Annotated in this window: 22 protein-coding genes; 7 read left to right on the top strand and 15 right to left on the bottom strand. The window is 69.2% G+C overall.

Annotation, left to right across the window (positions count from 1 at the left end; all coding sequences use genetic code 11):
• Positions 1–2: 2 nt before the first annotated feature.
• Positions 3–1,343 carry a class I SAM-dependent RNA methyltransferase gene (locus DCE93_RS09885; protein WP_108595740.1) on the bottom strand — a complete coding sequence of 447 codons (1,341 nt, stop codon included), beginning with the start codon at positions 1,341–1,343 and terminating at the stop codon, positions 3–5.
• Positions 1,344–1,390: 47 nt separating this feature from the next.
• Between DCE93_RS09885 and DCE93_RS09890 the strand changes: the two genes are divergently transcribed.
• Positions 1,391–2,041 (top strand): Maf family protein, encoded by a 651-nt coding sequence (locus tag DCE93_RS09890; protein ID WP_108595741.1) that lies wholly within the window; start codon positions 1,391–1,393, stop codon positions 2,039–2,041.
• A gap of 154 nt (positions 2,042–2,195) precedes the next feature.
• A complete protein-coding gene (locus tag DCE93_RS09895) occupies positions 2,196–3,974 on the top strand; it encodes an acetyl/propionyl/methylcrotonyl-CoA carboxylase subunit alpha (RefSeq protein WP_108595742.1) in 1,779 nt (592 codons plus the stop codon).
• A 35-nt stretch (positions 3,975–4,009) separates the two neighbouring features.
• Here the strand turns inward: DCE93_RS09895 and DCE93_RS09900 are convergent, their stop codons facing one another.
• The 3 genes from DCE93_RS09900 to DCE93_RS09910 all read right to left on the bottom strand — a co-directional run bounded on the left by DCE93_RS09900 (position 4,010) and on the right by DCE93_RS09910 (position 7,872).
• On the bottom strand, positions 4,010–4,576 hold the full coding sequence (locus DCE93_RS09900; protein ID WP_108595743.1) for a hypothetical protein: 567 nt from the start codon (positions 4,574–4,576) through the stop codon (positions 4,010–4,012).
• A gap of 300 nt (positions 4,577–4,876) precedes the next feature.
• Positions 4,877–6,394, bottom strand: coding sequence for an APC family permease (locus DCE93_RS09905; protein WP_108595744.1), 1,518 nt, complete (start codon positions 6,392–6,394; stop codon positions 4,877–4,879).
• 47 nt (positions 6,395–6,441) lie between these two features.
• Positions 6,442–7,872 carry an NAD(P)H-quinone dehydrogenase gene (locus tag DCE93_RS09910; RefSeq protein ID WP_108595745.1) on the bottom strand — a complete coding sequence of 477 codons (1,431 nt, stop codon included), beginning with the start codon at positions 7,870–7,872 and terminating at the stop codon, positions 6,442–6,444.
• A gap of 84 nt (positions 7,873–7,956) precedes the next feature.
• Between DCE93_RS09910 and DCE93_RS09915 the strand changes: the two genes are divergently transcribed.
• Together DCE93_RS09915 and DCE93_RS09920 are read left to right on the top strand one after the other, a co-directional pair.
• Positions 7,957–8,784: a purine-nucleoside phosphorylase gene (locus DCE93_RS09915; protein WP_108595746.1), complete on the top strand. Its 828-nt coding sequence runs from the start codon at positions 7,957–7,959 to the stop codon at positions 8,782–8,784.
• 10 nt (positions 8,785–8,794) lie between these two features.
• Complete coding sequence (locus DCE93_RS09920; protein ID WP_108595747.1) at positions 8,795–10,507, top strand: phospho-sugar mutase; 1,713 nt, start codon at positions 8,795–8,797, stop codon at positions 10,505–10,507.
• 33 nt (positions 10,508–10,540) lie between these two features.
• Here the strand turns inward: DCE93_RS09920 and DCE93_RS09925 are convergent, their stop codons facing one another.
• From DCE93_RS09925 to DCE93_RS09975, 11 genes are all read right to left on the bottom strand, one after another.
• A complete protein-coding gene (locus tag DCE93_RS09925) occupies positions 10,541–10,825 on the bottom strand; it encodes a PTS sugar transporter subunit IIB (protein WP_108595748.1) in 285 nt (94 codons plus the stop codon).
• On the bottom strand, positions 10,822–11,280 hold the full coding sequence (locus DCE93_RS09930; RefSeq protein ID WP_108595749.1) for a PTS sugar transporter subunit IIA: 459 nt from the start codon (positions 11,278–11,280) through the stop codon (positions 10,822–10,824). The genes DCE93_RS09925 and DCE93_RS09930 overlap by 4 nt, the downstream gene beginning before the upstream one ends.
• A 52-nt stretch (positions 11,281–11,332) precedes the next feature.
• Entirely contained in the window at positions 11,333–12,445 is a 1,113-nt protein-coding gene (locus DCE93_RS09935) for an adenosine deaminase (RefSeq protein WP_108596698.1), read from the bottom strand.
• Positions 12,446–12,517: 72 nt separating this feature from the next.
• Entirely contained in the window at positions 12,518–13,819 is a 1,302-nt protein-coding gene (locus tag DCE93_RS09940) for a thymidine phosphorylase (RefSeq protein ID WP_108595750.1), read from the bottom strand.
• On the bottom strand, positions 13,816–14,253 hold the full coding sequence (locus DCE93_RS09945; RefSeq protein ID WP_268876769.1) for a cytidine deaminase: 438 nt from the start codon (positions 14,251–14,253) through the stop codon (positions 13,816–13,818). Before DCE93_RS09945 ends, DCE93_RS09940 begins: the two co-directional genes overlap by 4 nt.
• A 34-nt stretch (positions 14,254–14,287) precedes the next feature.
• Entirely contained in the window at positions 14,288–15,577 is a 1,290-nt protein-coding gene (locus tag DCE93_RS09950) for an ABC transporter permease (RefSeq protein WP_108595752.1), read from the bottom strand.
• Positions 15,574–16,932 carry an ABC transporter permease gene (locus DCE93_RS09955; RefSeq protein WP_108595753.1) on the bottom strand — a complete coding sequence of 453 codons (1,359 nt, stop codon included), beginning with the start codon at positions 16,930–16,932 and terminating at the stop codon, positions 15,574–15,576. The genes DCE93_RS09950 and DCE93_RS09955 overlap by 4 nt, the downstream gene beginning before the upstream one ends.
• Positions 16,929–18,446 (bottom strand): ABC transporter ATP-binding protein, encoded by a 1,518-nt coding sequence (locus tag DCE93_RS09960; protein WP_108595754.1) that lies wholly within the window; start codon positions 18,444–18,446, stop codon positions 16,929–16,931. Before DCE93_RS09960 ends, DCE93_RS09955 begins: the two co-directional genes overlap by 4 nt.
• 167 nt (positions 18,447–18,613) lie before the next feature.
• On the bottom strand, positions 18,614–19,705 hold the full coding sequence (locus DCE93_RS09965) for a BMP family lipoprotein (protein WP_108595755.1): 1,092 nt from the start codon (positions 19,703–19,705) through the stop codon (positions 18,614–18,616).
• A 160-nt stretch (positions 19,706–19,865) separates the two neighbouring features.
• Entirely contained in the window at positions 19,866–20,957 is a 1,092-nt protein-coding gene (locus DCE93_RS09970; RefSeq protein ID WP_235825111.1) for a BMP family lipoprotein, read from the bottom strand.
• A gap of 38 nt (positions 20,958–20,995) precedes the next feature.
• Positions 20,996–22,114, bottom strand: coding sequence for a mannose-1-phosphate guanylyltransferase (locus DCE93_RS09975; protein ID WP_108595757.1), 1,119 nt, complete (start codon positions 22,112–22,114; stop codon positions 20,996–20,998).
• Between the two features lie 192 nt (positions 22,115–22,306).
• Between DCE93_RS09975 and sdhC the strand changes: the two genes are divergently transcribed.
• Genes sdhC through sdhA form a run of 3 tightly spaced genes read left to right on the top strand, consistent with a single transcriptional unit; the run spans position 22,307 to position 24,988 of the window.
• Complete coding sequence (gene sdhC / locus DCE93_RS09980; protein ID WP_108596699.1) at positions 22,307–22,729, top strand: succinate dehydrogenase, cytochrome b556 subunit; 423 nt, start codon at positions 22,307–22,309, stop codon at positions 22,727–22,729.
• An 11-nt stretch (positions 22,730–22,740) separates the two neighbouring features.
• On the top strand, positions 22,741–23,172 hold the full coding sequence (locus tag DCE93_RS09985; RefSeq protein WP_108595758.1) for a succinate dehydrogenase hydrophobic membrane anchor subunit: 432 nt from the start codon (positions 22,741–22,743) through the stop codon (positions 23,170–23,172).
• A gap of 7 nt (positions 23,173–23,179) precedes the next feature.
• Complete coding sequence (gene sdhA / locus DCE93_RS09990) at positions 23,180–24,988, top strand: succinate dehydrogenase flavoprotein subunit (RefSeq protein ID WP_108595759.1); 1,809 nt, start codon at positions 23,180–23,182, stop codon at positions 24,986–24,988.

Here is a 24,988-nt window from a genome sequence, read left to right on the forward strand (position 1 = left end):
GTTCACACGATAGCGCGGAGCCGGGCGACGGCTTCGATGTGGTGCGTATTGGGAAACATGTCGAACGCGCGAAGCTCGTCGAGTTCGTACCCGCGCTCGCGGAAGAGGCCGACATCGCGGGCGAATGCGACCGGGTCGCAGGCGACGTAGACGAGCTGGCGCGGGCGGAGCGCGGCGAGTCGTTCCACGACCGCGCGACCGGCCCCGGCGCGCGGCGGGTCGAGCACGAAGGTCGCGTCGCGCAAGCGCGCTCGCTCGGCCGCGCCCGCCCCGGCGGCGAGTTCGTCGAGGTACCGGTCGACGCGGGCGGTCACCGCGCGGGCGCCGATCCATTCCGAGAGGTTCGCCCCGGCGTGCTCGGTGGCGCGCGCGTCGGACTCGACGGTCGTGATGCGCAGCGTCTCGCCGAACCGATCGCCGACGGCCGCGGCGAGCAGGCCGACACCGCCGTAGAGGTCGTGATTGGCGGCGCGCGGGTCGAAGAGCTCGCCGTCGATGAGGTCCTGCACGGCTCGCGTGAGCGTCGCCGCGGCACCGCGGTGCACCTGCCAGAAGCCGTCGCGATCGAGCCGGAAGGTGCGCTCGCCGACTCGCTCCTCGATGGTCGCGCGCGCGCCGTTCGGCCGTCGATCGCCCTCGACCACGACGACCGCCGGGTCTCCAGCGCTCGGGGCGACGAGGTCGATCGCACTCGCACCGGCGAACCGCTCGTCGAGCGGCGCGAGCGCCTCGAGTTCGGGCGCGGCGAGGGGCAGGGACGCCACGGGCACGATCGTGTGGCTCCGGGCCGCGTACGGCCCGACACGGCCGTCCGCGTCGACGTGCAGGCGCATCCGCGTGCGCCAACCGGTCCCGTCGTCGAGCGAGACGCCCGGAGCGAAGCCCGACTCGACCGGCTCGACGTGCACGTCTGCTTCGAGGCCGGCCATGCGGGAGAGGGCTTCGCGCAGCACCTCCCCCTTCAGGGCCCGCTGTCGCGGCATCCGGATGTGGCCGAACTCGGCCCCGCCCGCTCGAAGCTCGGGCGCACGGTCGACGGATGCCTCGGCCCACACGTGCTCGCGGCGATCCGGCGAGGCGTCGAGCACCGCCACCGTCTCGGCTCGCCAGAATCGTTCACGACCCTGGTCGCTGACCCGCGCCGCGACCCGCTCGCCCGGGATCGCGTCGGCGACGAACACCACGCGCCCCTCGTGGTGCGCGACGAACACGCCGCCGTGCGCGACCCGTTCGATCTCGAGCTCGATCACCGGCCCGTCGGTGGCGGGCGCTTCGGGGGCCGGGCGAGGCGACCGCGACGGCCTCCGCACGCGGGGACGACGTTGGCGTCGGTTCTCAGGCATGCAACGAGCATTCCACAGCGCCGCCCACCCCACGGCAGGATGGACCCATGCGCCTCTATCTCGCCTCGACGTCGCCCGCCAGGCTGCAGACGCTCCGCGCTGCAGGCATCGAGCCCATCGCAGCGCCGCCCGGTGTCGACGAGGAGGCGGTCGTCGCCGCCCGTGAGGCCGAATCCGGGCCGCTCCCCGCGCGCGAGATGGTGCAGCTCCTGGCGCAGGCGAAGGCCGAGGCGCTCGTCGGCACCGAACCCGGCGGCGCTCCGATCGACGGCCTCATCCTCGGCGGGGACTCCGCGTTCCTCACCGGCGGCGCGATCCACGGCAAGCCGCACCTGCCGCATGTGGCGAAGCAGCGCTGGCTCGCGCAGAACGGCGGGCACGGCGAACTCTGGTCGGGTCACTGGCTGATCGATCATCGAGGCGGCCGCGTGAACGCAGCCGTCGGCCGGGCGGATGTCGCGACCGTGCGCTTCGCCGCGCTCGACGACGCCGAAATCGACGCCTACATCGCCTCGGGCGAGCCCCTGCTCGTCGCCGGAGCGTTCACGATCGACAGCCTCGGCGGACCGTTCATCCGGCGCGTCGAGGGCGACCCGTCGACCGTCGTCGGGCTCTCGCTCTCCACGCTGCGCGACCTCGTGCGGGAGCTCGGCGTTGCCTGGCCCTCGCTCTGGAACCGGGTGCCCACCGCCGGGTGACACGCACCGCGAGAACGCCGCCCCGCCCGACCGCATCCCGCCGCACGCATCCGACCCCGGCGCCCGGCGATTGTCGACGCCCGCAAGAGACATCCGCTCTTTTTGTGGAAGGCGTCCAAAGAGCCCGACGCCCCGAGCAATAGGCTTGAGCATTATGCCGCGTATCACCAGGGTCCTCATCGCCAACCGTGGCGAGATCGCCGTCCGCGTCATCCGGGCCGCCCGTGACGCCGGCCTCGGCTCCGTCGCCGTCTACGCCGACCAAGACCGCGACGCGCGGCACGTCAAGCTCGCCGACGAGGCCTACGCCCTCGACGGCACCACGAGCGCAGACACGTACCTCGTGATCGACAAGATCCTCTCGGTGGCCCGCCGCTCGGGCGCCGACGCGGTGCACCCCGGCTACGGCTTCCTCGCAGAGAACCCCGACTTCGCCCGCGCCGTCATCGACGCCGGCATCGTCTGGATCGGGCCGTCGCCCGAGGCCATCGAACGACTCGGCGACAAGGTCTCCGCGCGCCACGTCGCCGAGAAGGTCGGCGCTCCGCTCGCGCCCGGCACCCTCAACCCGGTCGCGGATGCCTCCGAGGTGCTCGATTTCGTCGACGTGCACGGCCTGCCCGTGGCGATCAAGGCCGCCTTCGGCGGTGGCGGCCGAGGCCTGAAGGTCGCCCGCACCCGCGAGGAGGTGCCCGAGCTCTTCGAGTCGGCCACTCGCGAGGCCGTCGCGGCGTTCGGCCGCGGCGAGTGCTTCGTCGAGAAGTACCTCGACCGGCCCCGTCACGTCGAGACCCAATGCCTCGCCGACGCGCACGGCAACGTCGTCGTCGTCTCGACCCGCGACTGCTCGCTGCAGCGTCGACACCAGAAACTCGTCGAAGAGGCCCCGGCGCCGTTCCTCACCGAAGAGCAGACCGCGCTCCTCTACGAGTCCTCGAAGGCGATCCTGCGCGAGGTCGGCTACGTGGGCGCCGGCACGTGCGAATTCCTGATCGGCCAAGACGGCACGGTCTCGTTCCTCGAGGTGAACACCCGTCTCCAGGTCGAGCACCCGGTTTCCGAAGAGGTCACCGGCATCGATCTCGTGCGCGAGCAGTTCCGCCTCGCCGAGGGCGGCGTGCTCGACGCCGTCGACCCCGTCACCATCGGCCACTCGATCGAGTTCCGGATCAACGGCGAGGACCCGGGTCGGGGCTTCCTGCCCGCGCCCGGACCGGTGCACCAGCTGCGGTTCCCCGGCGGCCCCGGCGTCCGCATCGACTCCGGCGTCACCTCGGGCGACGAGATCTCGGGCGCGTTCGACTCGCTGCTCGCCAAGCTCATCGTCACGGGCCGCGACCGCAAGGACGCGCTCGAGCGCGCTCGACGTGCGCTCGACGAGTTCGAGGTCACCGGGCTCCCCACCGTGCTGCCCTTCCACCGCGACATCGTCACAAATCCGGCCTTCGCGCCCGAGGGCGACGAGCCGTTCTCGATCTACACGCGCTGGATCGAGACCGAGTACGACAACCGTCTCGAGCCCTGGTCGGGCGAGCTCGCCACGACGACGGGCGCCGACGCACGCACGAGCGTGGTCGTCGAGGTCGCAGGTCGCCGGGTCGAGGTGACCCTGCCGAAGCGGCTCGCAGGCGGGTCATCCGCTGCCCGAAGCGCTGGAGCCGCACCGCGGCGCCGCGCAACCGGGCACTCGGTCGACACCGCGACCGGCGACGCCGTCAAGGCACCGATGCAGGCGACGATCGTGAAGGTCGCGGTCGCCGAGGGCGATCACGTCGTCAAGGGCGATCTGGTGCTGGTGCTCGAGGCGATGAAGATGGAACAGCCGATCCTGGCCCACAAAGACGGTGTCATCGGCACCGTGAACGCCGAGGCCGGCGCGACCGTCTCGAGCGGGCACCTGCTCCTCGCCATCACCGACGCACCCGCGGCCTGAGCTCTCGGCAGACCCTCGCCGAGAGTCGGGCGGGATCAGACGTGCCCGATCCCGAAGTTCCACGGCGCGAAGATCACGCTCGTGACCGTCGGGTTGGCCGAACCAGCCCACTGGTTGACCGAAACGGCATTCGCGTTCGCGTACTTCCAGTACGTGTCCGTCCACGAGTCGTACAAGCGCTCTCCGATGACCGGCCCGGTCTCGGCGGGGAACTCGTCATACCCGTTTCCGTGCCACTGCTCCCCGAGCTCGTCAGCGAACGCACGCAGATCGTCGCCGGGTCGGAAGTCCTGCACGGTCGAGACGTGGATGCCGTTGCCGACGATCGGATGCGTGAACCGAACACTCACATTCATGTCGGCTGAGATCCCGCCGGGCTCGTGGTCGTCGATGATCTCCGCTCCCGGCCACGCGTAGCGAGTCGTCGGAAACCACTCGTGGCCGCCGGGGTACTCCGCGATGTCGGGGGGTCCGCCGAGTACCTCGGACAAGGTGTCGACGAAGACGTTCGCCTCTGCGTCGTAGGACAGCTCGGCGACGACGAAGCCCGTGCTGTTGACGAGTTCGAGGTGTTCGGGTCGCACGGTGATGTGGACGACCACCGCATCGACCGCTGGTTCGGGGTCTCCAACGGGCGCGGCCGTCGGTGAGGGAGTCGCAGGTGCGGCCGAGGGAGTGGGCGCGGTCGTCACGGGAGGCGGTGGTGTGAGGTCGGGTGGCGACACCACACAGCCTGTCAGCACGCTCGCAGCGATCAGAATCGTCACCACACGCACTACGCGACCGGTCACGGTTGCCTCCATCTCCCCGGAGATTGCGGGTGCAACGACGCTAGTGCATCGGCGAGACCCGGAGAATCGTATCCGGATTGCGATTTGATCACGAGCGGCCGGACGATCGAATCAGGCGGGCGGCTCCGCGCCCTGCGGGGTCGGCAGTTCGACCTCGCTGACCCCCTGCTCGTGGCCGAGGCGCGAGCGGCGCCGGCCGTAGAGCAGGTAGATCACCACGCCGATCGCGAGCCAGGCGAGGAAGCGCACCCAGGTGAGCGTCGTCAGGTTGAACATGAGCCAGAGGCAGAGCACGGCTGAGAGGATCGGCAGCACGGGCAACCACGGCACCCGGAACCCCCGCGGCAGGTCGGGGCGGGTGCGCCGCAGGATGACGACGCCGACGCTCACGAGCACGAAGGCCGAGAGCGTGCCGATGTTGATCATCTCCTCGAGCAGGCCGACGTCGGTGAAGGCCGCGACGAACGCCACGACCGTGCCGCCGATGATCTGGATGCGCGCAGGGGTCTTCGTGCGCTCCGTCGTCTTCGACAGCCACCGGGGCAGCAACCCGTCGCGACTGAGCGCGAACACGATGCGCGACAGGCCGAGGAGGAGGATCATGATCACGGTCGTGAGGCCGGCGAGCGCACCCAGCGAGATCACCGCGGAAGCCCAGTCCTGGCCGACGAGACGGAACGCGGTGGCGAGTGACGGAGTCTCCTCCTCGGCGAGCTCGCGGTACGAGACCATGCCCGTCATGACGATCGACACGAGCACGTAGAGCAGCGTCACGATGCCGAGACCGAGGAAGATGCCGCGCGGCAGCCGCTTCTGCGGCTCGCGCACCTCTTCGGCACTCGTCGCGACGACATCGAACCCGATGAACGCGAAGAACACGAGCGCGGCAGCCGAGAGCATGCCGAAGATGCCGTACTGCGCCGGTGCAGCCCCGGTCAGCCACGAGAATAGCGACTGCGTCCAGGCATCGGTGGCACCGCCCTCGGTGGGCACCGCCTCAGGGATGAACGGCGTGTAGTTGGCGGCCTGCACGAAGAAGAAGCCCACGACGATCACGAAGACCACGATCAGCACCTTGATGATGGTGAACACCGCCCCGACCCTGGCGGTGAGCTTCGTACCGGCGACGAGCAGGGCCGTGAAGACCGCGACGATGAGGAACGCCGGCCAGCTCACCTCGAGGCCGCCGATCTGGAACGTCGCCGGAAACGGCAGTCCGAACGCGAGCAGTGCCTCGCCGAGGTAGACGCCCCAGTACTTCGCGAGCACGGCGGCGGCGGTGAACATCTCGAGGATGAGGTCCCAGCCGATGATCCAGGCGAGCAGTTCGCCCATGGTCGCGTACGTGAAGGTGTAGGCGCTGCCCGCCACCGGCACGGTCGAGGCGAACTCGGCGTAACACATGATCGCGAGGCCGCACGTGACCGCGGCGAGCACGAAGGAGAGGATCACGCTCGGGCCGGCGAAGTTCGCGGCAGCCTGCGCGCCGACCGAGAAGATGCCCGCGCCGACCGCGACGGCGATGCCCATGAGTGCGAGGTCCCAGGTTCCGAGCGATCGCTTGAGGCTTCGCTCCTCATCGTGCGAATCGGCGATCGACGCCTCGACGGATTTCACTCGCAGGTTCATCGTTCCCCCCAGTGGTCGGCGCCGCCCCGCGCGGTGCCGAGTTCCCCTCAGCGTACGATGTGCATCGCGCGCGCCGCATCCGTCAGCGAACCGCTCAGCGACGGGTAGACCGGAAACGCCTCCGCGAACTGGTCGACCGTGAGCCGGTGCTCGACGGCGAGCGTCATCGGGAAGACGAGCTCCGACGCCTTGGGCGCGACGATGACGCCACCGATGATCGCGCCCGATCCGCTCGACGCGAACAGCTTCACGAAGCCGTCGCGGATGCCCATCATCTTCGCGCGCGGGTTCGAGGCGAGCGGCAGCTTGTAGACGACGCCGGGCACGACCCCCTCCTCGATCTCCTTCTCGGTCCAACCGACCGTGGCGATCTCGGGCTGGGTGAAGATGTTCGAGGTGATGTTGCGCAGCTCGGGCGGGTTCACGATGTCGCCCATGGCGTGGAACACCGCCGTGCGCCCCTGCATCGAGGCGACCGAGGCGAGCGGCAGGAAGGTGGTGCAGTCGCCCGCCGCGTAGATGTTCGGCATCGAGGTTCGCGCGACCCGATTGACCCGGATGTGGCCGCTCTCGGCGAGCTGCACGCCGGCCTCTTCGAGACCGAGGTCGACGGTGTTCGGCACCGAGCCGACCGCCATCAGGCAGTGGCTGCCGCGCACCTCGCGCCCGTCGGTGAGCGTCGCCACGACGGTGTCGCCGTCGCGCACGACCGACTCGGCGCGCGACTTGTTCATGACTTTCATGCCGTTGCGCTTGAAGACCTTCTCGATGACGGATGCCGCGTCGGCGTCTTCGCCCGGCAGCACCTGGTCGCGGCTCGAGATGAGGGTGACCTTCGCACCGAGCGCCCGGTACGCGGAGGCGAACTCGGCGCCCGTGACGCCGGACCCGACGACGATGAGATGCTCGGGAACCTGTTGCAGGTGGTAGAGCTGCGTCCACGTCAGGATGCGCTCGCCGTCGGGCACCGCCGACGGCAGCACTCGGGGCGATGCGCCGACCGAGATGACGAGCGTGTCGGCCTCGATGCGGTCGAAATCGGTGCCGCCCTTCGCCGTCGAGACGATGATGGCGTTCGGCCCGTCGAGGCGCCCCTCGCCCTGCACGAGGTGCACGCCGGCCTCGATGAGGTTGCCGCGCATGTCTTCCGACTGTTGGGCCGCGAGGCCGAGGAGCCGCTTGTTGACGGCGGCGAGGTTGATCGCCACATCGGGCTTCACCGGCTTGTCGGCCGAGCCCTTGGCGTAGAACTGCACGCCGAGGTCGGCGGCCTCTTTGACGGCGTTGGACGCCTCGGCGGTCGCGATGAGCGACTTCGAGGGCACGACGTCGGTCAGCACGGCGGAACCGCCGACCCCCGCCCGCTCGATGAGGGTGACCTCGGCACCGAGCTGTGCGCCGGCGAGCGCCGCCTCGTACCCTCCGGGTCCTCCTCCGAGGACGGCAATGCGTTGCGTGCGCTCGAACTCGTAGGCCATGCTCATATTCTGTCAGTTGCTGGCCGCCGGCCAGCAAACGAGCAGGAGCGTGCTGCGACATCCGCTGCTGGTTAGAGTGGAACGATGCACGCTGCAAACCCGCTCGACGACCCCACCGCCGACCCATTCGCCATCGCCGCACTCGCGGCTGAGCGCATCGCCGAGATCACCGGGGTCGAGCGTCACGACATCGCCCTCACCCTCGGCAGCGGCTGGAGCCGCGCCGCCGAGCTCATCGGCGAGACGACGCACACCATCGCCGCGACCGACGTGCCCGGGTTCTCGAAGCCCGCCCTCGAGGGCCATGTCGGCACGCTGCGCTCGGTGCTGCTGCCGAGCGGCAAGCGCGCCCTCGTCATCGGCGCCCGCACCCACTACTACGAAGACCACGGCGTGCGCCGTGTCGTGCACTCCGTGCGCACCGCGGCCGCGACGGGCGCCAGCACGATGATCCTCACGAACGGTGCCGGCGGCATCAAGGAGCACTGGACGCCCGGCACCCCGGTGCTGATCAGCGACCACATCAACCTCACCGCCGATTCACCCCTCGAGGGCGCGACGTTCATCGACCTGACCGACCTGTACTCCAAGCGGCTCCGCGAGCTGGCACGCAGCATCGCGCCCGAGCTCGACGAGGGCGTGTACTGCCAGTTCCGCGGCCCCCACTACGAGACGCCCGCCGAAGTGCAGATGGCGAAGATCATCGGCGGCCACATCGTCGGCATGTCGACGGCCCTCGAGGCCATCGCGGCGCGCCAGGCGGGCATGGAGGTGCTCGGCATGTCGCTCATCACGAACCTCGCCGCCGGCATCCAGAAGTCGCCGCTGAGCCACGAAGAGGTCATCGAGGCCGGCCGCGCGGCCGAGCCGGTGATCTCCAGCCTGCTCGCCAAGATCGTCGCCGAGCTCTGAGGTGGAGCGGATGTCGCAGACCGACGCCGACCAGCGGCGCATTTCACTCGCCGAAGCCTGGCTCCGGCAGGACCCCGATCCCGAGACTCGCGCAGAGCTCGCCGCGATCGTCGACGCGGTGCGCGCCGGCGACCCCGCGGCATCCGCCGACCTCGCCGACCGATTCGACCAGCGGCTCGCCTTCGGCACGGCCGGGCTCCGCGGAGAGATCGCGGCCGGTCCGAACCGCATGAACCGGGTGCTGGTCGCGCAGGCAGCCGCGGGCCTCGCGGCCTACCTGCTCGCCCGCGGCGCCGCCGATGCCGCGGCCACGACGCCGTCGATCGTGATCGGCTACGACGGTCGCAAGAACTCCGCGGTGTTCGCCCGCGACACGGCCGAGATCATGGCCGGCGCCGGAGTGCGCGCGACCCTGCTCCCGCGGCTGCTGCCGACCCCCGTGCTCGCGTTCGCGGTGCGTCATCTCGACGCCTCGGCGGGCGTCATGGTGACGGCCTCGCACAACCCGCCGAACGACAACGGCTACAAGGTGTACCTCGGCGGCGACGACCACGGATCGCAGATCGTCTCCCCCGCCGACGCCGAGATCGCGGCGCAGATCCAGCACATCGCCGACACGGCGAGCGTTGCCGGGTTGCCGCGCGGCGAGTTCGCGACGGCGCCCGAGTCAATCGTCGAGGAGTACGTTCGGCAGACGGCGCTCGTCGCCTCGCCGCCGGCAGCGCAGCCGAACGTCGTGTACACCGCGATGCACGGCGTCGGGTGGCAGACCATGGCGAGCGTCTTGACCGCAGCCGGATTCGACGCGCCCACGCTCGTCGAGGCGCAGATCCAGCCCGACCCGGGGTTTCCGACCGTGTCGTTCCCGAACCCCGAGGAACCGGGCGCGATGGATCTCTCCTTCGCCCGTGCCCGCGAGGTCGGGGCCGAACTCATCGTCGCGAACGACCCCGATGCCGACCGCCTCGCCATCGCGATCCCCGACGCCTCCGCCGAGGCCGGCTACCGGCGCCTCACCGGCAACGAGGTGGGCCTCATCCTCGGCTGGCAGGCCGCCGAACGCGCCGCAGCCGTCTCCGGCGACTCCGGGCCGAGCGGCACGCTCGCCTGCTCCATCGTCTCCTCCCCCGGTCTCGAGGCGATCGCCGATGCCTACGAGCTCGACTTCGAGGCGACGCTCACGGGCTTCAAATGGATCTCCCGGGCGCCCGGCCTCGTGTTCGGGTACGAAGAGGCGCTCGGCTATCTCGTGAACCCCGGCACGGTGCGCGACAAAGACGGCATCTCCGCCGCCCTCGCCTTCCTGTCGCTCGCCGCAGCGCTCAAGGCCGAGGGTCGCACGATCGACGACCACCTCGATGCGTTCGTCGAACGGTTCGGATGCCACGCTTCCGCCCAGATCTCGATCAGGGTCACCGAGCTCTCCCGCATCGGCGAGATCATGGCCCGGCTCCGCGCCGAACCGCCCGCCTCGGTCGGCGGAATCCGGGTGGAGCGCATCGAGGACCTCTCCGACGGATTCGGTGAGCTGCCGCCCTCCGACGTGCTGCGCATCGTGCTCAACGGCGGCGGGCGGGTGATGGTGCGGCCGAGCGGCACCGAGCCGAAGCTCAAGGTCTACATCGACGCCGTCGCCGAGACCGGGTCGGTCGCCGAGCGCCGCGCCGCGGCATCCGCCGCCGTCGCCGCACTCGAAGCGGGCATGCGGGAACTCACCGCGTAGGCAGTCGCCGGCCGGGCACTCCGGCCGGCCACGTCAGCCGAGCGAGGTCTCGAGCTTCGCGCCGATCTCTTCGACATCGAAGTAGTTCGACACCTCGATGATCTCGGCGTGGTTGCGACCGACGGCGTGACGAACCGCGGACGACAGCTCGGTCGAGGTCAAGATGATCTGCGCGTCAGCGGCCGCCGCGGCGATGCCCGGCAGATCGCTCGCGTCGACGTCGGCTGAGAGTCCGAGCCGGTCGAGGGCGCGCTCGGCGTTGACCTTCAGGATCGCGGAGGTGCCGATGCCCACCCCGCACACGGCGACGATCTTCACGCGCCCGCCCGGTCGTCGAAACCGAGCAGGGCCCGCAGCTCCTCGGGCGTCTCGGCCCTCGCGATGCGCCCGACGATGCCGCGGTCGTTGAAGGCGTTCGCGAGCTTCGCGACCCACGCGACGTGCTCTTCGGCGTTCGACACGGCCAGTCCGACGACCACGCGCACCGGGTCGTTGTGCGGGTGGCCGAACGGCACCGGCTCCGCGAGCGTCACTACGGCGAGGCCCTCGCGACGCACGTCGGGACCCGGGCGCGCATGCGCGAGGGCGAGGCCCGGTGCGATGACGACGTAGGCGCCGAACTCCTCGATGACGGCGATCATGCGATCGGCGTACTCGGAGCGCGTCGAACCCGAACGCACCAGGGCACGGCCCGCTTCGCGCACAGCGGCGCGCCAGTCGTCGACGTGCACTCCGAGCAGGATGGCATCGTCGGGGAGCGGCGGGAGGATCATGGTGGTCCGTTCGAGGTGGTGCAGGCGGGTGCGCGGTACAGCCTCCGTCGCGTCAGGCGTCGTCGAAGCCGTCTTGGATCTGCTCGGCGAGCTCTTCGCGGTCGTCGAGCGGCAGGAACGCCGACGCTGCGGCGTTCAGCTGGAACGTCTCGAAATCGTCGAGGTCGTATCCGAACGCGTCGCTCAGGAGCGCCAGCTCGCGCGTGAGGCTCGTGCCCGACTGCAGACGGTTGTCGGTGTTCACCGTGACGCGGAACCCGAGCTGGTACAGCAGGTCGAAGGGGTGGTCGATCAGCTCGTCGCCCCACGCCGCGATCGCTCCGGTCTGCAGGTTCGACGAGGGGCTCGTCTCGAGGGCGATCTCGCGGTCGCGTACCCACTGGGCGATCGGACCGAGCGAGACGTAGGTGTTCTCGTCGTCTTGACGCTCGATCAGGAGGTCTTCGGCGATGCGCACGCCGTGACCGAGGCGCAGGGCCCGGCCGTCGAAGAGCGCGCTGCGGATCGACTCGAGGCCGTCGGCCTCGCCGGCGTGCACCGTGACCGGGAAGTACTGGCTCGCGAGGTAGTCGAACGCCGTGCGATGGCGGCTCGGCAGGAAGCCGGCCTCGGCCCCCGCGATGTCGAATCCGACGACGCCGCGGTCGCGGTGCCGCACCGCGAGCTCGGCGATCTCGAGACCCCGATCGGCATGGCGCATGGCGGTGACGAGCTGGCCGGCGCGGATGCCGCGACCCTGGCCGCGGGCGTCGTCGATGCCCTGCTCGATGCCCTCCTGCACCGCCTCGACGGTCTCGTCGAGGCTGAGCCCGCGGGTGAGATGCTGCTCGGGCGCCCAGCGGATCTCGCCGTAGATCACGCCGTCGGCAGCGAGGTCCTGCACGAACTCGCGGGCGACCCGGCGCAGCCCGTCGCGGGTCTGCATGACCGCGGTCGTGAGGTCGAAGGTCTTCAGGTACTCGACGAGCGAGCCCGAGTTGGACTGCGTCGTGAACCACTGGCCGAGGGCCTCGGCATCGGTCGCCGGCACTTCGAAGCCGATCTCGTCGGCGAGCTCGATGAGCGTCTGCGGACGCAGGCCCCCGTCGAGGTGGTCATGCAGCGAGATCTTCGGCAGGGACTGGATGTTCGTGCCGTCGCCTTCGAGGCGGTACTCCGTCGGAATCGTGTTCACGAGTCAACGATAGCGACAGGGCGCCCGGGAAGTCTCGGCAATCTCGAAGCAAGTCGACGCGCGTCAGCGGCCGATACGGTCGGCGATGAGGGGCCCGCCGTCTTCGACCGGGTCGCCGGCGTCGCCGATGCGCCACGCACCCTCGACGGCCTCGAGGGCACGGGCGAAGCGAGCGGGCTCGTCGGCATGCAGCGTGAACAGCGGTTCACCCTTGCCCACGGCGTCGCCGGGCTTGGCGTGCAGCTCGATTCCGGCGGCGTGCTGCACCGGATCCTGCTTGCGCGCGCGACCGGCGCCGAGGCGCCACGCGGCGATGCCGAATGGCAATGCGTGCTGCGCGACGAGCACTCCGTCGCGCTCGGCGGTCACCACGTGCTGTTCCCGCGCCACCGGCAGCGCTGCGTCGGGGTCGCCGCCCTGCGCGCGGATGGCGCGGCGCCAGGTGTCCATGGCGCGGCCGTCGTCGAGCGCCGCCTCGACCTCGGCATCGGGCTGCCCCGCGAGCGCGAGCATCTCGCGTGCGAGCGCAACGGTGAGGGCACGGACGTCCGACGGGCCGCCGCCGGCGAGCACCTCGACCGACTCGCGCACCTCGTTGGCGTTGCCGATCGTCAGCCCGAGGGGCACGTTCATGTTGGTGATGAGCGCCGAGGTCGCCACGCCGGCGTCTTCGCCGAGCTCGACCATTGTGCGGGCCAGTTCGCGCGAGCGATCGATGTCGGTGAGGAAGGCGCCGGAGCCGAACTTCACGTCGAGCACCAACGCGTCCGTGCCCTCGGCGATCTTCTTCGACATGATCGACGAGGCGATCAGCGGGATCGCCTCGACCGTGGCCGTGATGTCGCGGAGCGCGTAGAGCTTCTTGTCGGCCGGCGCGAGGCGCGCCCCGGCGGCGCAGATCACGCCGCCGACGTCACGGAGCTGGGCGAACATCTCGTCGTTGCTCAGATCGGCACGCCAGCCGGGGATCGACTCGAGCTTGTCGAGCGTGCCGCCCGTGTGACCGAGGCCTCGCCCCGAGAGCTGGGGCACCGCGACGCCGAATGTCGCGACGAGGGGCATGAGCGGCAGGGTGATCTTGTCGCCCACTCCGCCCGTGGAGTGCTTGTCGCTCGTCGGCTTGCCGAGTGCCGAGAAGTCCATGCGCTCGCCACTGGCGATCATCGCCATCGTGAGGTCTCGGATCTCACGCCGCGACATGCCGTTGAGGAAGATCGCCATGGTCATGGCCGACATCTGCTCGTCGCCGACGTACCCGCGGGTGTACGCGTCGACGAGCCAGTCGATCTCGGGCGTCTCGAGCTCGTGGCCGTCGCGTTTCGCCCGGATCAGGTCGACGGCATCGAACGGTTCGACGGTTCTCATGCATTCACTCCCTTGAACTCGGCGAGCTGCCGCGGGCCGAACGCGTCGGGCAGCACCTCGTCGATCGTCTTGATTCCCGACACGGTGTCGAGCAGCATCCCCTCGGCGGAGTGCTCGTACAGCAGCTGCCGGCAGCGCCCGCACGGCATGAGCGCGGCACCGTGGCCGTCGACGCAGGCGAAGGCGACGAGCTTGCCGCCGCCCGACATCACGAGCGCGGAGACGAGCGAGCACTCGGCGCAGAGCGTGACCCCGTAGGAGGCGTTCTCCACGTTGCAGCCGCTCACGACGCGACCGTCGTCGACGATCGCCGCAGCCCCGACCGGGAACTCCGAGTACGGCACGTAGGCCTTCGCCATCGCCTCGCGGGCGCGCCCGCGGAGCTCGTTCCAATCGATCGCATCCGTTGCGGTCATGGTGCTCCCCCGTTCCAGGATGAAGGTGTGCGGGCGCGCAGCGGCGCCCTCGTCAGGATTTGATGTACGGCTTGCCTGCGGCGGCCGGCCCTCGAACCTTGCCGACGAGGCCCGCGACCGCGAAGATCGTCACGACGTAGGGCAGCATGAGCATGAACTCGCTCGGCACGGGCGAGCCGATCACCGAGAGGGTGTTCTGCAGGTTCGATGCGAAGCCGAAGAGCAGCGCCGCGAGCGTCGCCTTGATCGGATCCCATTGCCCGAAGATGACGGCGGCCAGCGCGATGAAGCCCGCGCCCGCGGTCATCTCCTTGTTGAAGGCGATGCCCGAGCCGATCGTGAAGAACGTGCCGCCGAGACCGGCGATCGCACCCGCGAGGGCCACGTTCCAGAAGCGTGTGCGGTTGACGTTGATGCCCACGGTGTCGGCCGCCTGGGGGTGCTCGCCGACGGCGCGCAGACGCAGGCCCCACTTCGTGTGGAACAGTCCGATGTAGACCGCGGCGACCGCGATGTACATCAGGTAGACGACGACGGTCTGCCGGAAGAAGACCGGCCCGATGATCGGGATGTCGCCGAGCAGCGGGATCGGCCAGCGGTCGAAGCGCGGCGGTGTGTTCAGGAGCGCCGCGTTGGGGGCGAGCACCTGCGAGAAGAAGAAGCTCGTGAGGCCGGTGACGAGCACGTTGAGCACGACACCGACGATGACCTGGTCGACGAAGTACTTGATCGCGAAGGCGGCGAGCACGAAGGCGACGAGCATGCCGGCCACCATGGCCGCGAGGAGGCCGAACCACGGCTCGCCGGTCACCGAGGCGACGACGGCGGCCGTGAATGCGCCGGCGAGCAGCTGACCCTCGATGGCGATGTTGATCACGCCGACGCGTTCGCCGAGCACGCCCGCGAGCGAACCGAAGATGAGCGGCACGGCGAGGCTCAGCGAGCCGAAGAGCAGGCCGATCATCGGCAGCGAGGCTCCGGCGGCCGCCCACGTGAGGAAGCCGAACATGAAGAGGATCGCGAACACGACGATCGTCCAAAGCGGAAGACGTCGCTTCGAGGAGACGAGCCACGCGGAGTAGGCCGTGATGGCTGCGAGCAGGACCACGACCGTCCAGAGGGCGGGCATCGAAGGCACCGTCACCTCGGGCAGCTGCACCGCATCGGTCGGTGCCGAGAGGCGGAACTTCGTGACGCCCTCTCGCGGTGCGAACACCGCGAGCGCGAGCGCGGCGAGGGTGAAGACGGCGAACGCGATCGGAGCCTTCCAGCTCGTCACGACGGTGGTGGCGAGCGCCTCGGGCTGCGGCGCCGTGCGGTGATGCTCTGCGGTCGTGCTCATTTCGCGTCGACCTCCTTCGTGACGATGGGCCGCGGTCGCTTCGGGCCGGCCCTCGGATCTGGCAGACGGAAGATCGTGCGCACGAGCGGGGGGGCTGCGATGAAGAGCACGATGAGCGACTGCACGACGAGCACGATCTCGACGGGGACGCCCTCGGCCGCCTGCATCGAGAACCCGCCGGCCTTGAAGGCGCCGAACAGGATGCCTGCGGCGAAGATGCCCCACGGCGTGGAGCGACCGAGCAACGCCACGGTGATCGCGTCGAATCCGATGCCGGCGTCGATGCCGGCGGTGAACCCGGTGGTGACGGTGCCGAGCACCTGGCTGACCCCCGCGAGGCCGAGCAGCGCGCCGGCGATGAGCATCGCGTAGACGTACATCGACTTGACGTTGATGCCCGCCACGCGAGCCGCGTTCGGGTTCTCGCCGACCGCCCGGAACTTGAAGCCGAGGCTCGATCGGGAGAGGATCCACCACACGAGCACCGTCGCGACGATCACGAGGATGAAGCCGAAGTGCAGGTTGTACTGCGGGCCGAGGAGCGACGGGAAGATCGCCGTCTCCTTCATCGCGGGCGTCTTCGGGTTCGACGAACCGGGTGCCTGGAGCAGGCCCGGGGTGCGCAGCATCCACGAGACCAGGTAGAAGGCCACGTAGTTGAGCATGATCGTCACGATCACCTCGTGAGCACCCGTGCGAGCCTTCAGGAGACCGGCGATCCCGGCCCACAGCGCACCGCCGATGAGGCCGCCGATGAGGGCGACGAGCATGTGGACGCCCCACGGCAGGTCGAAGCCGAACCCGATCCAGCCGGCGACGGATGCGGCGATGAGCATCTGGCCGCGCCCGCCGATGTTGAACATTCCGACCCGGAATGCGAGGCCGACGCCGAGACCGCCGGCGATCAGCGGCGTGGCGAACGTCAGGGTCTCGGTGAGCGGGCGGATGCCGGCGGCGAAGGTGTCGCGCCGGAAGTTGTAGACCGAGCCCTGGAAGAGCGCCGAGTACGCGCCGGACACCGACTGCCAGATCGCGAGGAAGGTGTCTCCGGGGCGGGCGAAGAAGTACCCGCTCGCCTCTTGCACCAGCTCGTCGGTGAAGGCGATCATGACGGCGCCGACGAGGAGGGCGAGCAGCACCGACAGCACCGAGATGAGGGCGTTGCCGGTGGAGATCTGGCGCAGCATCGTGTGCCAGCGCGACGGCGGCTCGACCGCTTCGGGGGCCGGCGTGCCGGGCACGCGAGGTGCTGACGCGGCCGGCTTCCCGGCGGCGCCTGGTTCTTCGATCGCCACGTCGGCGTCGAGCTCGTCGCCGCCGGGTGCGTCGCCCCGTGGCTTCTGGGGGTCGCTCATGCGGCGGCTCCTTCTGCGGGTACTTCGCCGGCCATCATGAGGCCGAGCACGTCACGGGGGGTGTCGCCCGGAACGATGCCGACGATGCGCCCGCGGTACATGACCATGATGCGATCGGCGAGCGCGACGACCTCGTCGAGCTCGGTCGACACGACGACGACGGGCACGCCGGCGTCGCGGGTGGCGACGATGCGCTTGTGGATGAATTCGATCGAGCCGACGTCGACTCCGCGCGTGGGCTGCGCGGCGACGAGCAGGCTGAGTTCGCGGCTGAGCTCGCGGGCGAGCACGACCTTCTGCTGGTTGCCGCCCGACAACCGGCCGACCTTCTCATCGATGCCCTGGGTGCGGACGTCGAATTCCTTGACCCGGTCGCGGGCGAACTCGGCGAGCAGGCCGCGCTGGATGTTGCCGACCCGCACGAAGGGTGCGCTGTCGGAACGGTCGAGCATGAGGTTCTCGGCGATCGTGAACTCGCCGACGAGGCCGTCTTCGTTGCGGTCCTCGGGCACGAAGCCGACGCCGGACTCGAGGATCTTGCGCACGCTTTCGGTGGTGAGCTCGACGCCGTCGAGCCGGATGGAACCGCGGACCCGGGGCTGGAGACCGACGAGCGCCTCGGTGAGCTCGGTCTGTCCGTTGCCCTGCACACCGGCGACGGCGAGGATCTCGCCCTTGCGCACGGTGAAGCTCACGTCGTTCACGGTGAGCTGGCCGATCTGGTCGATGACGGTGAGCCCCTCGACGACGAGCGATTCGTCGCCGAGCTTCGGAGCGTCTTTGTGCACGGTCAGCTCGACCGCTCGTCCGACCATGAGTGAGGCGAGCTCGGCGTTCGATGCGGTCGGGGCTGCTTCGCCCACGACCTTGCCGAGGCGGATCACGGTGATGCGATCGGCGACCTCGCGAACCTCGCGGAGCTTGTGCGTGATGAAGACGATGGAGGTGCCCGACTGCTTCAGCTGCCGCATGATCTGCATGAGCTCATCCGTCTCCTGCGGGGTGAGCACCGCCGTGGGCTCGTCGAAGACGAGCACCTTGGCGTCGCGCGAGAGCGCCTTGATGATCTCGACCCGCTGCTGCACACCCACCGGCAGATCATCGACGAGCGCATCGGGGTCGACGTCGAAGCCGAAGCGGTCGGAGATGTCGCGCACCTTCGCTCGCGCCGTCGCGAGGTCGAGGATGCCGCCGGCCTTCGTCGACTCGTGACCGAGCATGACGTTCTCGGCGACCGTGAAGACCGGGATGAGCATGAAGTGCTGGTGCACCATGCCGATGCCGGCGGCCATCGCATCACCGGGACCGGCGAAGTTCACCGCGGTGCCGTCGAGGAGCACCTCGCCGTCGTCGGCCTGGTACAGGCCGTAGAGCACGTTCATGAGCGTCGACTTGCCTGCACCGTTCTCGCCGAGCAGGCAGTGGATTTCTCCAGCCTCCACGGTGAGGTCGATGTGGTCGTTGGCGACCAAGCTGCCGAATCGCTTCGTGATGCCGCGAAGTTCGAGCTTCATGCTCCCGATCCTAGTGACGGTGCCGCATCTGTTGGAGATGCTGCGCGGATGTTGTGGGGTCGGATTCCGCCCCGCTCAAGTGTTGGAGGTGCTGCACCGATGCGCGCACCGCAACGCGGATCGGGGAGACCGGCGTCGCCGGCCTCCCCGATGCGTGATGACTCGTCTCAGCCGGCGAGGTAGGACTCGACCGTGACGTCGCCCGCGATGATCGCAGCCTTCAGGTCGTCGAGCTCACTCTGGAGCGTCGAGGAGACCTTCGACTCGAAGTCGTGGAACGGCGCGAGGCCGACGCCCTCGTTCTCGAGCGTGCCGATGAAGGCCGTCGGGTCGAAGTCGCCGTTGCCGGCAGCAAGCACGGCCTCGTAGGTACCGACGTCGATGCCCTTGAGGATCGAGGTCAGCACGAGGTCGGCGACGGAGGGGTCGGTCTCGGTGAAGTCGGCGTCGACGCCCATGAGGGCGACGTCGGCGCCCGAGTCGCGGATCGCAGCAGCGGCCGACTGGTAGATCGGGCCGCCGACGGGCAGCAGCACGTCGACGTTCTGGTCGAGCAGGCCCTGCGCGGTCTGGCGCGCGGTGTCGTTCGCCTCGAAGCCACCGGTGAAGAGGCCGTCGGTGCCGTCCCAGCCGAGAACCGTGACGCCCTTGCCCTTCTCCTCGTTGTAGTAGTCGACGCCCTGCTTGAAGCCGTCCATGAAGATCGAGACGGTCGGGAAGTTCATGCCGCCGAAGGTGCCGACCGTGTTGGTCTTCGTGTAATCGGCTGCAGCGTATCCGCCGAGGAAGGCGGCCTGCGCCGTGTCGAAGAGGATCGGCTTGATGTTCGGCGCGTCGATCTCGCCGTCGAAGTCGTTGTCTGCAGCGTCGTCGATGATGACGTATTCGACATCGGGGTTCTCGAGCGCCGACTCGACCGTGGCCGCCGAGAGCGCGAAGCCGACCGTGACGATGAGATCGCAGCCCTGGTCGACGAGGTTCGTCAGGTTGGGCGCGTAGTCGGTCTCGGAGTCGGACTGCACGTCGATGAGCTCGACACCCAGCTCGTCGGCCGCCTTGGTGGCGCCCTCGAAGCCGAGCTGGTTGAACGACTTGTCGTCGAAGCCGCCCGAGTCGGAGACCATGCACGGCTGGAAGTCGATGGCCTCTCCACCGCCGTCGCCGGATTCCTCAGGTGCGGATGCGCAACCGGCGAGCAGCACGGCCGCCCCGAACAGCGCGAGACCGCCGAGCGCGGCTTTCTTGGTCGTGACCTTCACTGTGTCCTCCAAAGACTGGATGCCCCGACCGTTCCGAGGCTCGTGCAGTCACGTTACCGAATGTTGCGCCGAGCGCCATCGCCAGAGCGGCCCGCGACATCCAATGGTTATCAAGACGCGATGTTCTGCTCATATGAGCAGCGGCGACGCGGAATCCCCGCTACGGAGCGCTCGGCGACTCCACGACGATCTCTCCGGCGATGATCGCCTGGCGCAGGCCTTCGATCTCGCCGTCGAGCGACGTCGTCACCACCGGCGCGAGATCGTGGTATGGCGCGATCTCGACCCCGCCGTTCTCGAGCGTGCCGACGAACGGCTCATTCGAGAACGAGTCGTCGAGCACGCTGCCGACGATCTCGACCATCGCGTCCTGCGTGTTCTTCAGCACGCTCGTGAGGATCACGGGGCGGTACTCCGCAGCGAGCGACTCGTATCCGTCGCTGTCGACCCAGATGATCGACACCCCGCCGCGTTCGAGGGCCGCCGATGCCGCACCCTCGCCGACCTGGCCGGCGACGGGCAGGATGACATCGGCGCCCTGGTCGATGAAGCCCTCGGTCAACGTCTTGCCCTTGTTGACGTCTTCGAAGTCGCCCGTGAACGCGCCGTCCTGGGCAGCCTTGTCCCAGCCGAGCACGCGCACCTGCGCGGCATGCACCTCGTTGTACTTGGCGACGCCGTCGACGAAGCCGTCCATGAACAGGGTCACGGGCGGCTGGTTGCCGCCGCCGAACGTCGCGACCACGCCGGTCTTCGAGACCCCCGCCGCGAGGTAGCCCGCGAGGTACGCGGCCTGCGCCGTGTCGAAGACGACCGGCTTGACGTTGTCGGCCTCGACCGTCTCGTCGACGATCGCCAAGGCGAGCTCGGGGTTCTTCTCGGCCTGGTCGAGCGTCGATTCCGCCAGCTCCCAGCCGACCGTCACGATGAGCTCGCAGCCCGACTCGACGGCCTGCTGCACGTTCGGTGCGAGGTCGGTCTCGCCGGTCGAGACGATCGCCTCCGCCTCGATGCCGTACTCGTCTTCGGCGGCCTGCAGCCCCTCCCAGCTGGACTGGTTGAATGAGCGGTCCTCGAGACCGCCGGAGTTCGTGACCATGCGCACGCACGACTCGCTCGCCTCGCCGCCGCCACCGGACTCGGGCGCCGAGGCGCACGCGACGAGGGCGAGGGATGCCGCGACCACCGTCGCCGCACCGACGAGGCTCCGGCGCAGCGACGTGCGACCCTGCACCATCCGACCCTGAGACATCCGACCCTGAGACATCCGGAACCCGCTCTCTCGTGCCGTCAGAGCACGTCGTTGGACCCGCCGAGCCGAAGAGCGTCGACGACCGCTTTGACCCGCTGGGCATGCTCGCTCGTCGTGACGAGGAGCGCATCGGGCGTGTCGACCACGACGATATCGTGCACGCCGATCAGGCTGATCACCCGCTTCGAGCGGCTCACGACGATGCCGCTCGACGCATCGGAGAGCACGCGCGCGTTCTCGCCGAGGATCGCGAGTTCGCCGGAGCGGCCCGCGGTGTTGAGCTTGGCGAGCGAGGCGAAGTCGCCCACGTCGTCCCACGCGAAGTGACCGCGGATTACCGCGAGTCGGCCGGCCGCCGCCGCTGGTTCGGCGACCGAGTAGTCGATCGCGATCTTCTCGAGGCGCGGCCAGATGCGATCGACGGCCGGTCCTCGTGTGGCCGGGTCGTCCCATTCCGCGGCCAGCTCGATGAGACCGGCATGCAACTCGGGCTTCGTGCGGGCGATCTCGGCGAGCAGCGCGTCGGCGCGCGCGATGAACATGCCGGCGTTCCAGAGGTGGGCGCCGCCGGCCAGGTAGCTCTTGGCCGTCGCGAGGTCGGGCTTCTCGACGAAGCTCGCGACCGCCTCGACGTGGGCGGCGCCCTCGACCACGAGGGGGGCGCCGCACTCGATGTAGCCGAAGCCGACGGCGGGCTCGGTGGGGGTGATGCCGATCGTCGCGATGTACCCGGCCCGGGCGGCCGCCACGGCATCGGCGACGGCGGCCCGGAAGAGCGAGGAGCCCGAGATCACATGGTCGGCGGCGAACGAGCCGATGATCACGCCGGGCTCGCGGCGCTCGAGGATCGCGGCGGCGAGGCCGATCGCGGCCGTCGAGTCGCGCGGCTCGCTCTCGAGCACGACGTTGTGGTCGGCGAGGCCCGGCAGCTGCTCCTCGACGGCCGCGCGGTGGGCGCGCCCCGTGACGACCATGATGCGGTCGTCGCCCGAGAGCGGAGCGAGCCGATCCCACGTGTCTTTCAGGAGCGTCTGACCCGAGCCCGTGAGGTCGTGCAGGAACTTCGGAGCGTCGGCTCGAGAGAGCGGCCAGAGCCGCGAGCCTACGCCGCCGGCGGGGATGACGCTGTAGAAACCGTCGATCGGGGTTGATTCCATCAGGACAGCGTAACCGCAGCAGCACCGGGCCATATGGGTGGCGGATGCCGCGGCATCCGGTATCTCGACGTCGAGAGAGTTAGGCACGCCTAAGCGGCGGTCGGACGGGCGCCGGGCTACACTCGGATCGGGCCGTGTGCCCGTAACGCCCCCGCCTCTTCGGGCGATTCACACAGCCAAGGAGGGTTGTTCATGCCAGAGACCTCGGCAGGAACCCTGACCGCACCCGCGACGCCCGCGAAACAGAAGCCTGGTGGCACGCTGTACCGCGGCCGTGAGGGAATGTGGTCATGGGTGCTGCACCGCATCACCGGTGTCGCCATCTTCTTCTTCCTCCTCGTGCACGTGCTCGACACGGCGCTCGTGCGGGTGAGCCCCGAAGCGTACAACGCGGTCATCGGCACCTACCAGACGCCCATCATGGGTCTCGGCGAGGTCGCCCTGGTCGGCGCCATCGTCTTCCACGCGTTCAACGGCCTGCGCGTGATCCTCGTCGATTTCTGGTCGTGGGCGACCCGGCACCAGAAGGTGCTGTTCTACATCGTCATCGGCCTCTGGATCGTGACGATGCTGGCCTTCGTGCCGCGCCACCTGATCAACGTCTTCAGCCACTAGGGAGCGGCGACATGACTGCCATCGAGTACTCCGATCGCCCGCGCCGTCGCGGCGTCAACCTGGAGAAGTGGGGCTGGATCTACATGCGCGCGTCGGGCGTCGTGCTGATCGTGCTCATCTTCGGCCACCTCTTCGTGAACCTGATGGTCGGCGACGGCGTGAAGGCGATCGACTTCGGCTTCGTCGGCGGCAAGTGGGCCGACCCGTTCTGGCAGTGGTGGGACGTGCTGATGCTCTGGCTCGCACTCATCCACGGCGCCAACGGCATGCGCACGATCGTCAACGACTACACGAACCCCGGTGTCGTGCAGAAGGTGCTGAAGGGCGCCCTGTTCGCCTCGGCGGCCGTGCTCATCATCCTCGGCACCCTCGTGGTCTTCACCTTCGAGCCGTGCCCGGTGGGCGCCCCCGCCGACCTGCTCCCCTCGTTCTGCGCTGCATAGGAGATCCGTGAACCACCAGAACGCCGACGCCGAGACCACTGTCATCGACGGCGTCCACTACCACCAGTTCGACATCGTCATCGTGGGTGCCGGCGGCGCCGGAATGCGCGCGGCGATCGAGGCAGGGCCCGGGGCCAAGACCGCGGTCATCTCGAAGCTCTACCCGACCCGCTCCCACACGGGTGCGGCGCAGGGCGGCATGGCCGCCGCGCTCGCGAACGTCGAGGAAGACAGCTGGGAGTGGCACACCTTCGACACGGTCAAGGGCGGCGACTACCTCGTCGACCAGGATGCCGCGGAGATCCTCGCGAAAGAGGCGATCGACGCAGTCATCGACCTCGAGAACATGGGCCTGCCGTTCAACCGCACGCCAGAGGGCAAGATCGACCAGCGGCGCTTCGGCGGCCACACCCGCGACCACGGCAAGGCACCCGTGCGCCGTGCCTGCTACGCGGCCGACCGCACCGGTCACATGATCCTGCAGACGCTGTTCCAGAACTGCGTGAAGCTCGGCATCAACTTCTTCAACGAGTACTACGTGCTCGACCTCGTCATGACCGAGGTCGACGGCCGCAACCAGCCCTCGGGCGTCGTCGCCTACGACCTCGCCTCGGGCGAGCTGCACGTCTTCCAGGCCAAGGCCGTGATCTTCGCCACGGGCGGCTTCGGCAAGATCTACAAGACCACCTCGAACGCGCACACCCTCACGGGCGACGGCGTCGGCATCATCTGGCGCAAGGGCCTGCCCCTGGAAGACATGGAGTTCTTCCAGTTCCACCCGACCGGACTCGCGGGTCTCGGCATCCTCCTCACCGAGGGAGCCCGCGGCGAGGGCGCGATCCTCCGCAACGCCTCGGGCGAGCGCTTCATGGAGCGCTACGCCCCGACCATCAAAGACCTCGCACCGCGTGACATCGTCGCGCGCTGCATGGTGCAGGAGGTCGCCGAGGGGCGCGGTGCCGGCCCCCACAAGGACTACGTGCTCCTCGACTGCACGCACCTCGGTGCCGAGGTGCTCGAGACGAAGCTGCCCGACATCACCGAGTTCGCTCGCACCTACCTCGGCGTCGACCCGGTGTACGAGCCCGTGCCCGTGATGCCGACCGCGCACTACGCGATGGGCGGCATCCCGACGAACGTCTCGGCCGAGGTGCTCTCCGACAACGACACCGTCGTGCCGGGCCTCTACGCAGCCGGCGAGTGCGCGTGCGTCTCGGTGCACGGCTCCAACCGTCTCGGCACGAACTCGCTGCTCGACATCAACGTCTTCGGAAAGCGCGCCGGCCGCAATGCGGTCGAGTACGTGAAGACCGTCGACTTCACTCCCCTGCCGAGCGACCCGGCTGCGGCCGTGCGGAGCATGCTCGAGCAGCTCCGCGACTCGAACGGCACCGAGCGCATCGCCGCGATCCGCAAAGAGCTGCAAGACGAGATGGACAAGAACGCCCAGGTGTTCCGCACCGACGAGTCGCTCGAACACGTGACGAAGGTCATCGCGGGGCTCCGCGATCGCTACCGGAACGTCGCCGTGCACGACAAGGGCAAGCGGTTCAACACCGACCTGCTCGAAGCCGTCGAGCTCGGCTTCCTGCTCGACCTGGCCGAGGTGGTCGTGTACTCGGCTCGCAACCGTCAAGAGAGCCGCGGCGGCCACATGCGCGACGACTTCCCGAACCGCGACGACGTCAACTACATGCAGCACACGATGGCGTACCTGTCGGGCGACGCGCACTCGTCGGATGCGGCCGACCACATCCGGCTCGACTGGAAACCGGTGACGATCACGCGCTACCAGCCCATGGAGAGGAAGTACTGA

This window comes from Agromyces badenianii (assembly GCF_003070885.1).
GTDB lineage: Bacteria > Actinomycetota > Actinomycetes > Actinomycetales > Microbacteriaceae > Agromyces > Agromyces badenianii.

What these genes read in the sequence shown, in the direction of transcription:
- DCE93_RS09955 (WP_108595753.1), bottom strand. Translation starts at nt 16,932, where the DNA reads ATGAGCGACCCCCAGAAGCCACGGGGCGACGCACCCGGCGGCGACGAG.
- DCE93_RS09960 (WP_108595754.1), bottom strand. Translation starts at nt 18,446, where the DNA reads ATGAAGCTCGAACTTCGCGGCATCACGAAGCGATTCGGCAGCTTGGTC.
- DCE93_RS09950 (WP_108595752.1), bottom strand. Translation starts at nt 15,577, where the DNA reads ATGAGCACGACCGCAGAGCATCACCGCACGGCGCCGCAGCCCGAGGCG.
- DCE93_RS09920 (WP_108595747.1), top strand. Translation starts at nt 8,795, where the DNA reads ATGTCGCAGACCGACGCCGACCAGCGGCGCATTTCACTCGCCGAAGCC.
- DCE93_RS09930 (WP_108595749.1), bottom strand. Translation starts at nt 11,280, where the DNA reads ATGATCCTCCCGCCGCTCCCCGACGATGCCATCCTGCTCGGAGTGCAC.
- DCE93_RS09885 (WP_108595740.1), bottom strand. Translation starts at nt 1,343, where the DNA reads ATGCCTGAGAACCGACGCCAACGTCGTCCCCGCGTGCGGAGGCCGTCG.
- DCE93_RS09895 (WP_108595742.1), top strand. Translation starts at nt 2,196, where the DNA reads ATGCCGCGTATCACCAGGGTCCTCATCGCCAACCGTGGCGAGATCGCC.
- DCE93_RS09940 (WP_108595750.1), bottom strand. Translation starts at nt 13,819, where the DNA reads ATGAGAACCGTCGAACCGTTCGATGCCGTCGACCTGATCCGGGCGAAA.
- DCE93_RS09905 (WP_108595744.1), bottom strand. Translation starts at nt 6,394, where the DNA reads ATGAACCTGCGAGTGAAATCCGTCGAGGCGTCGATCGCCGATTCGCAC.
- sdhC (WP_108596699.1), top strand. Translation starts at nt 22,307, where the DNA reads ATGCCAGAGACCTCGGCAGGAACCCTGACCGCACCCGCGACGCCCGCG.
- DCE93_RS09975 (WP_108595757.1), bottom strand. Translation starts at nt 22,114, where the DNA reads ATGGAATCAACCCCGATCGACGGTTTCTACAGCGTCATCCCCGCCGGC.
- DCE93_RS09910 (WP_108595745.1), bottom strand. Translation starts at nt 7,872, where the DNA reads ATGGCCTACGAGTTCGAGCGCACGCAACGCATTGCCGTCCTCGGAGGA.
- DCE93_RS09970 (WP_235825111.1), bottom strand. Translation starts at nt 20,957, where the DNA reads ATGTCTCAGGGTCGGATGGTGCAGGGTCGCACGTCGCTGCGCCGGAGC.
- DCE93_RS09890 (WP_108595741.1), top strand. Translation starts at nt 1,391, where the DNA reads ATGCGCCTCTATCTCGCCTCGACGTCGCCCGCCAGGCTGCAGACGCTC.
- DCE93_RS09985 (WP_108595758.1), top strand. Translation starts at nt 22,741, where the DNA reads ATGACTGCCATCGAGTACTCCGATCGCCCGCGCCGTCGCGGCGTCAAC.
- DCE93_RS09915 (WP_108595746.1), top strand. Translation starts at nt 7,957, where the DNA reads ATGCACGCTGCAAACCCGCTCGACGACCCCACCGCCGACCCATTCGCC.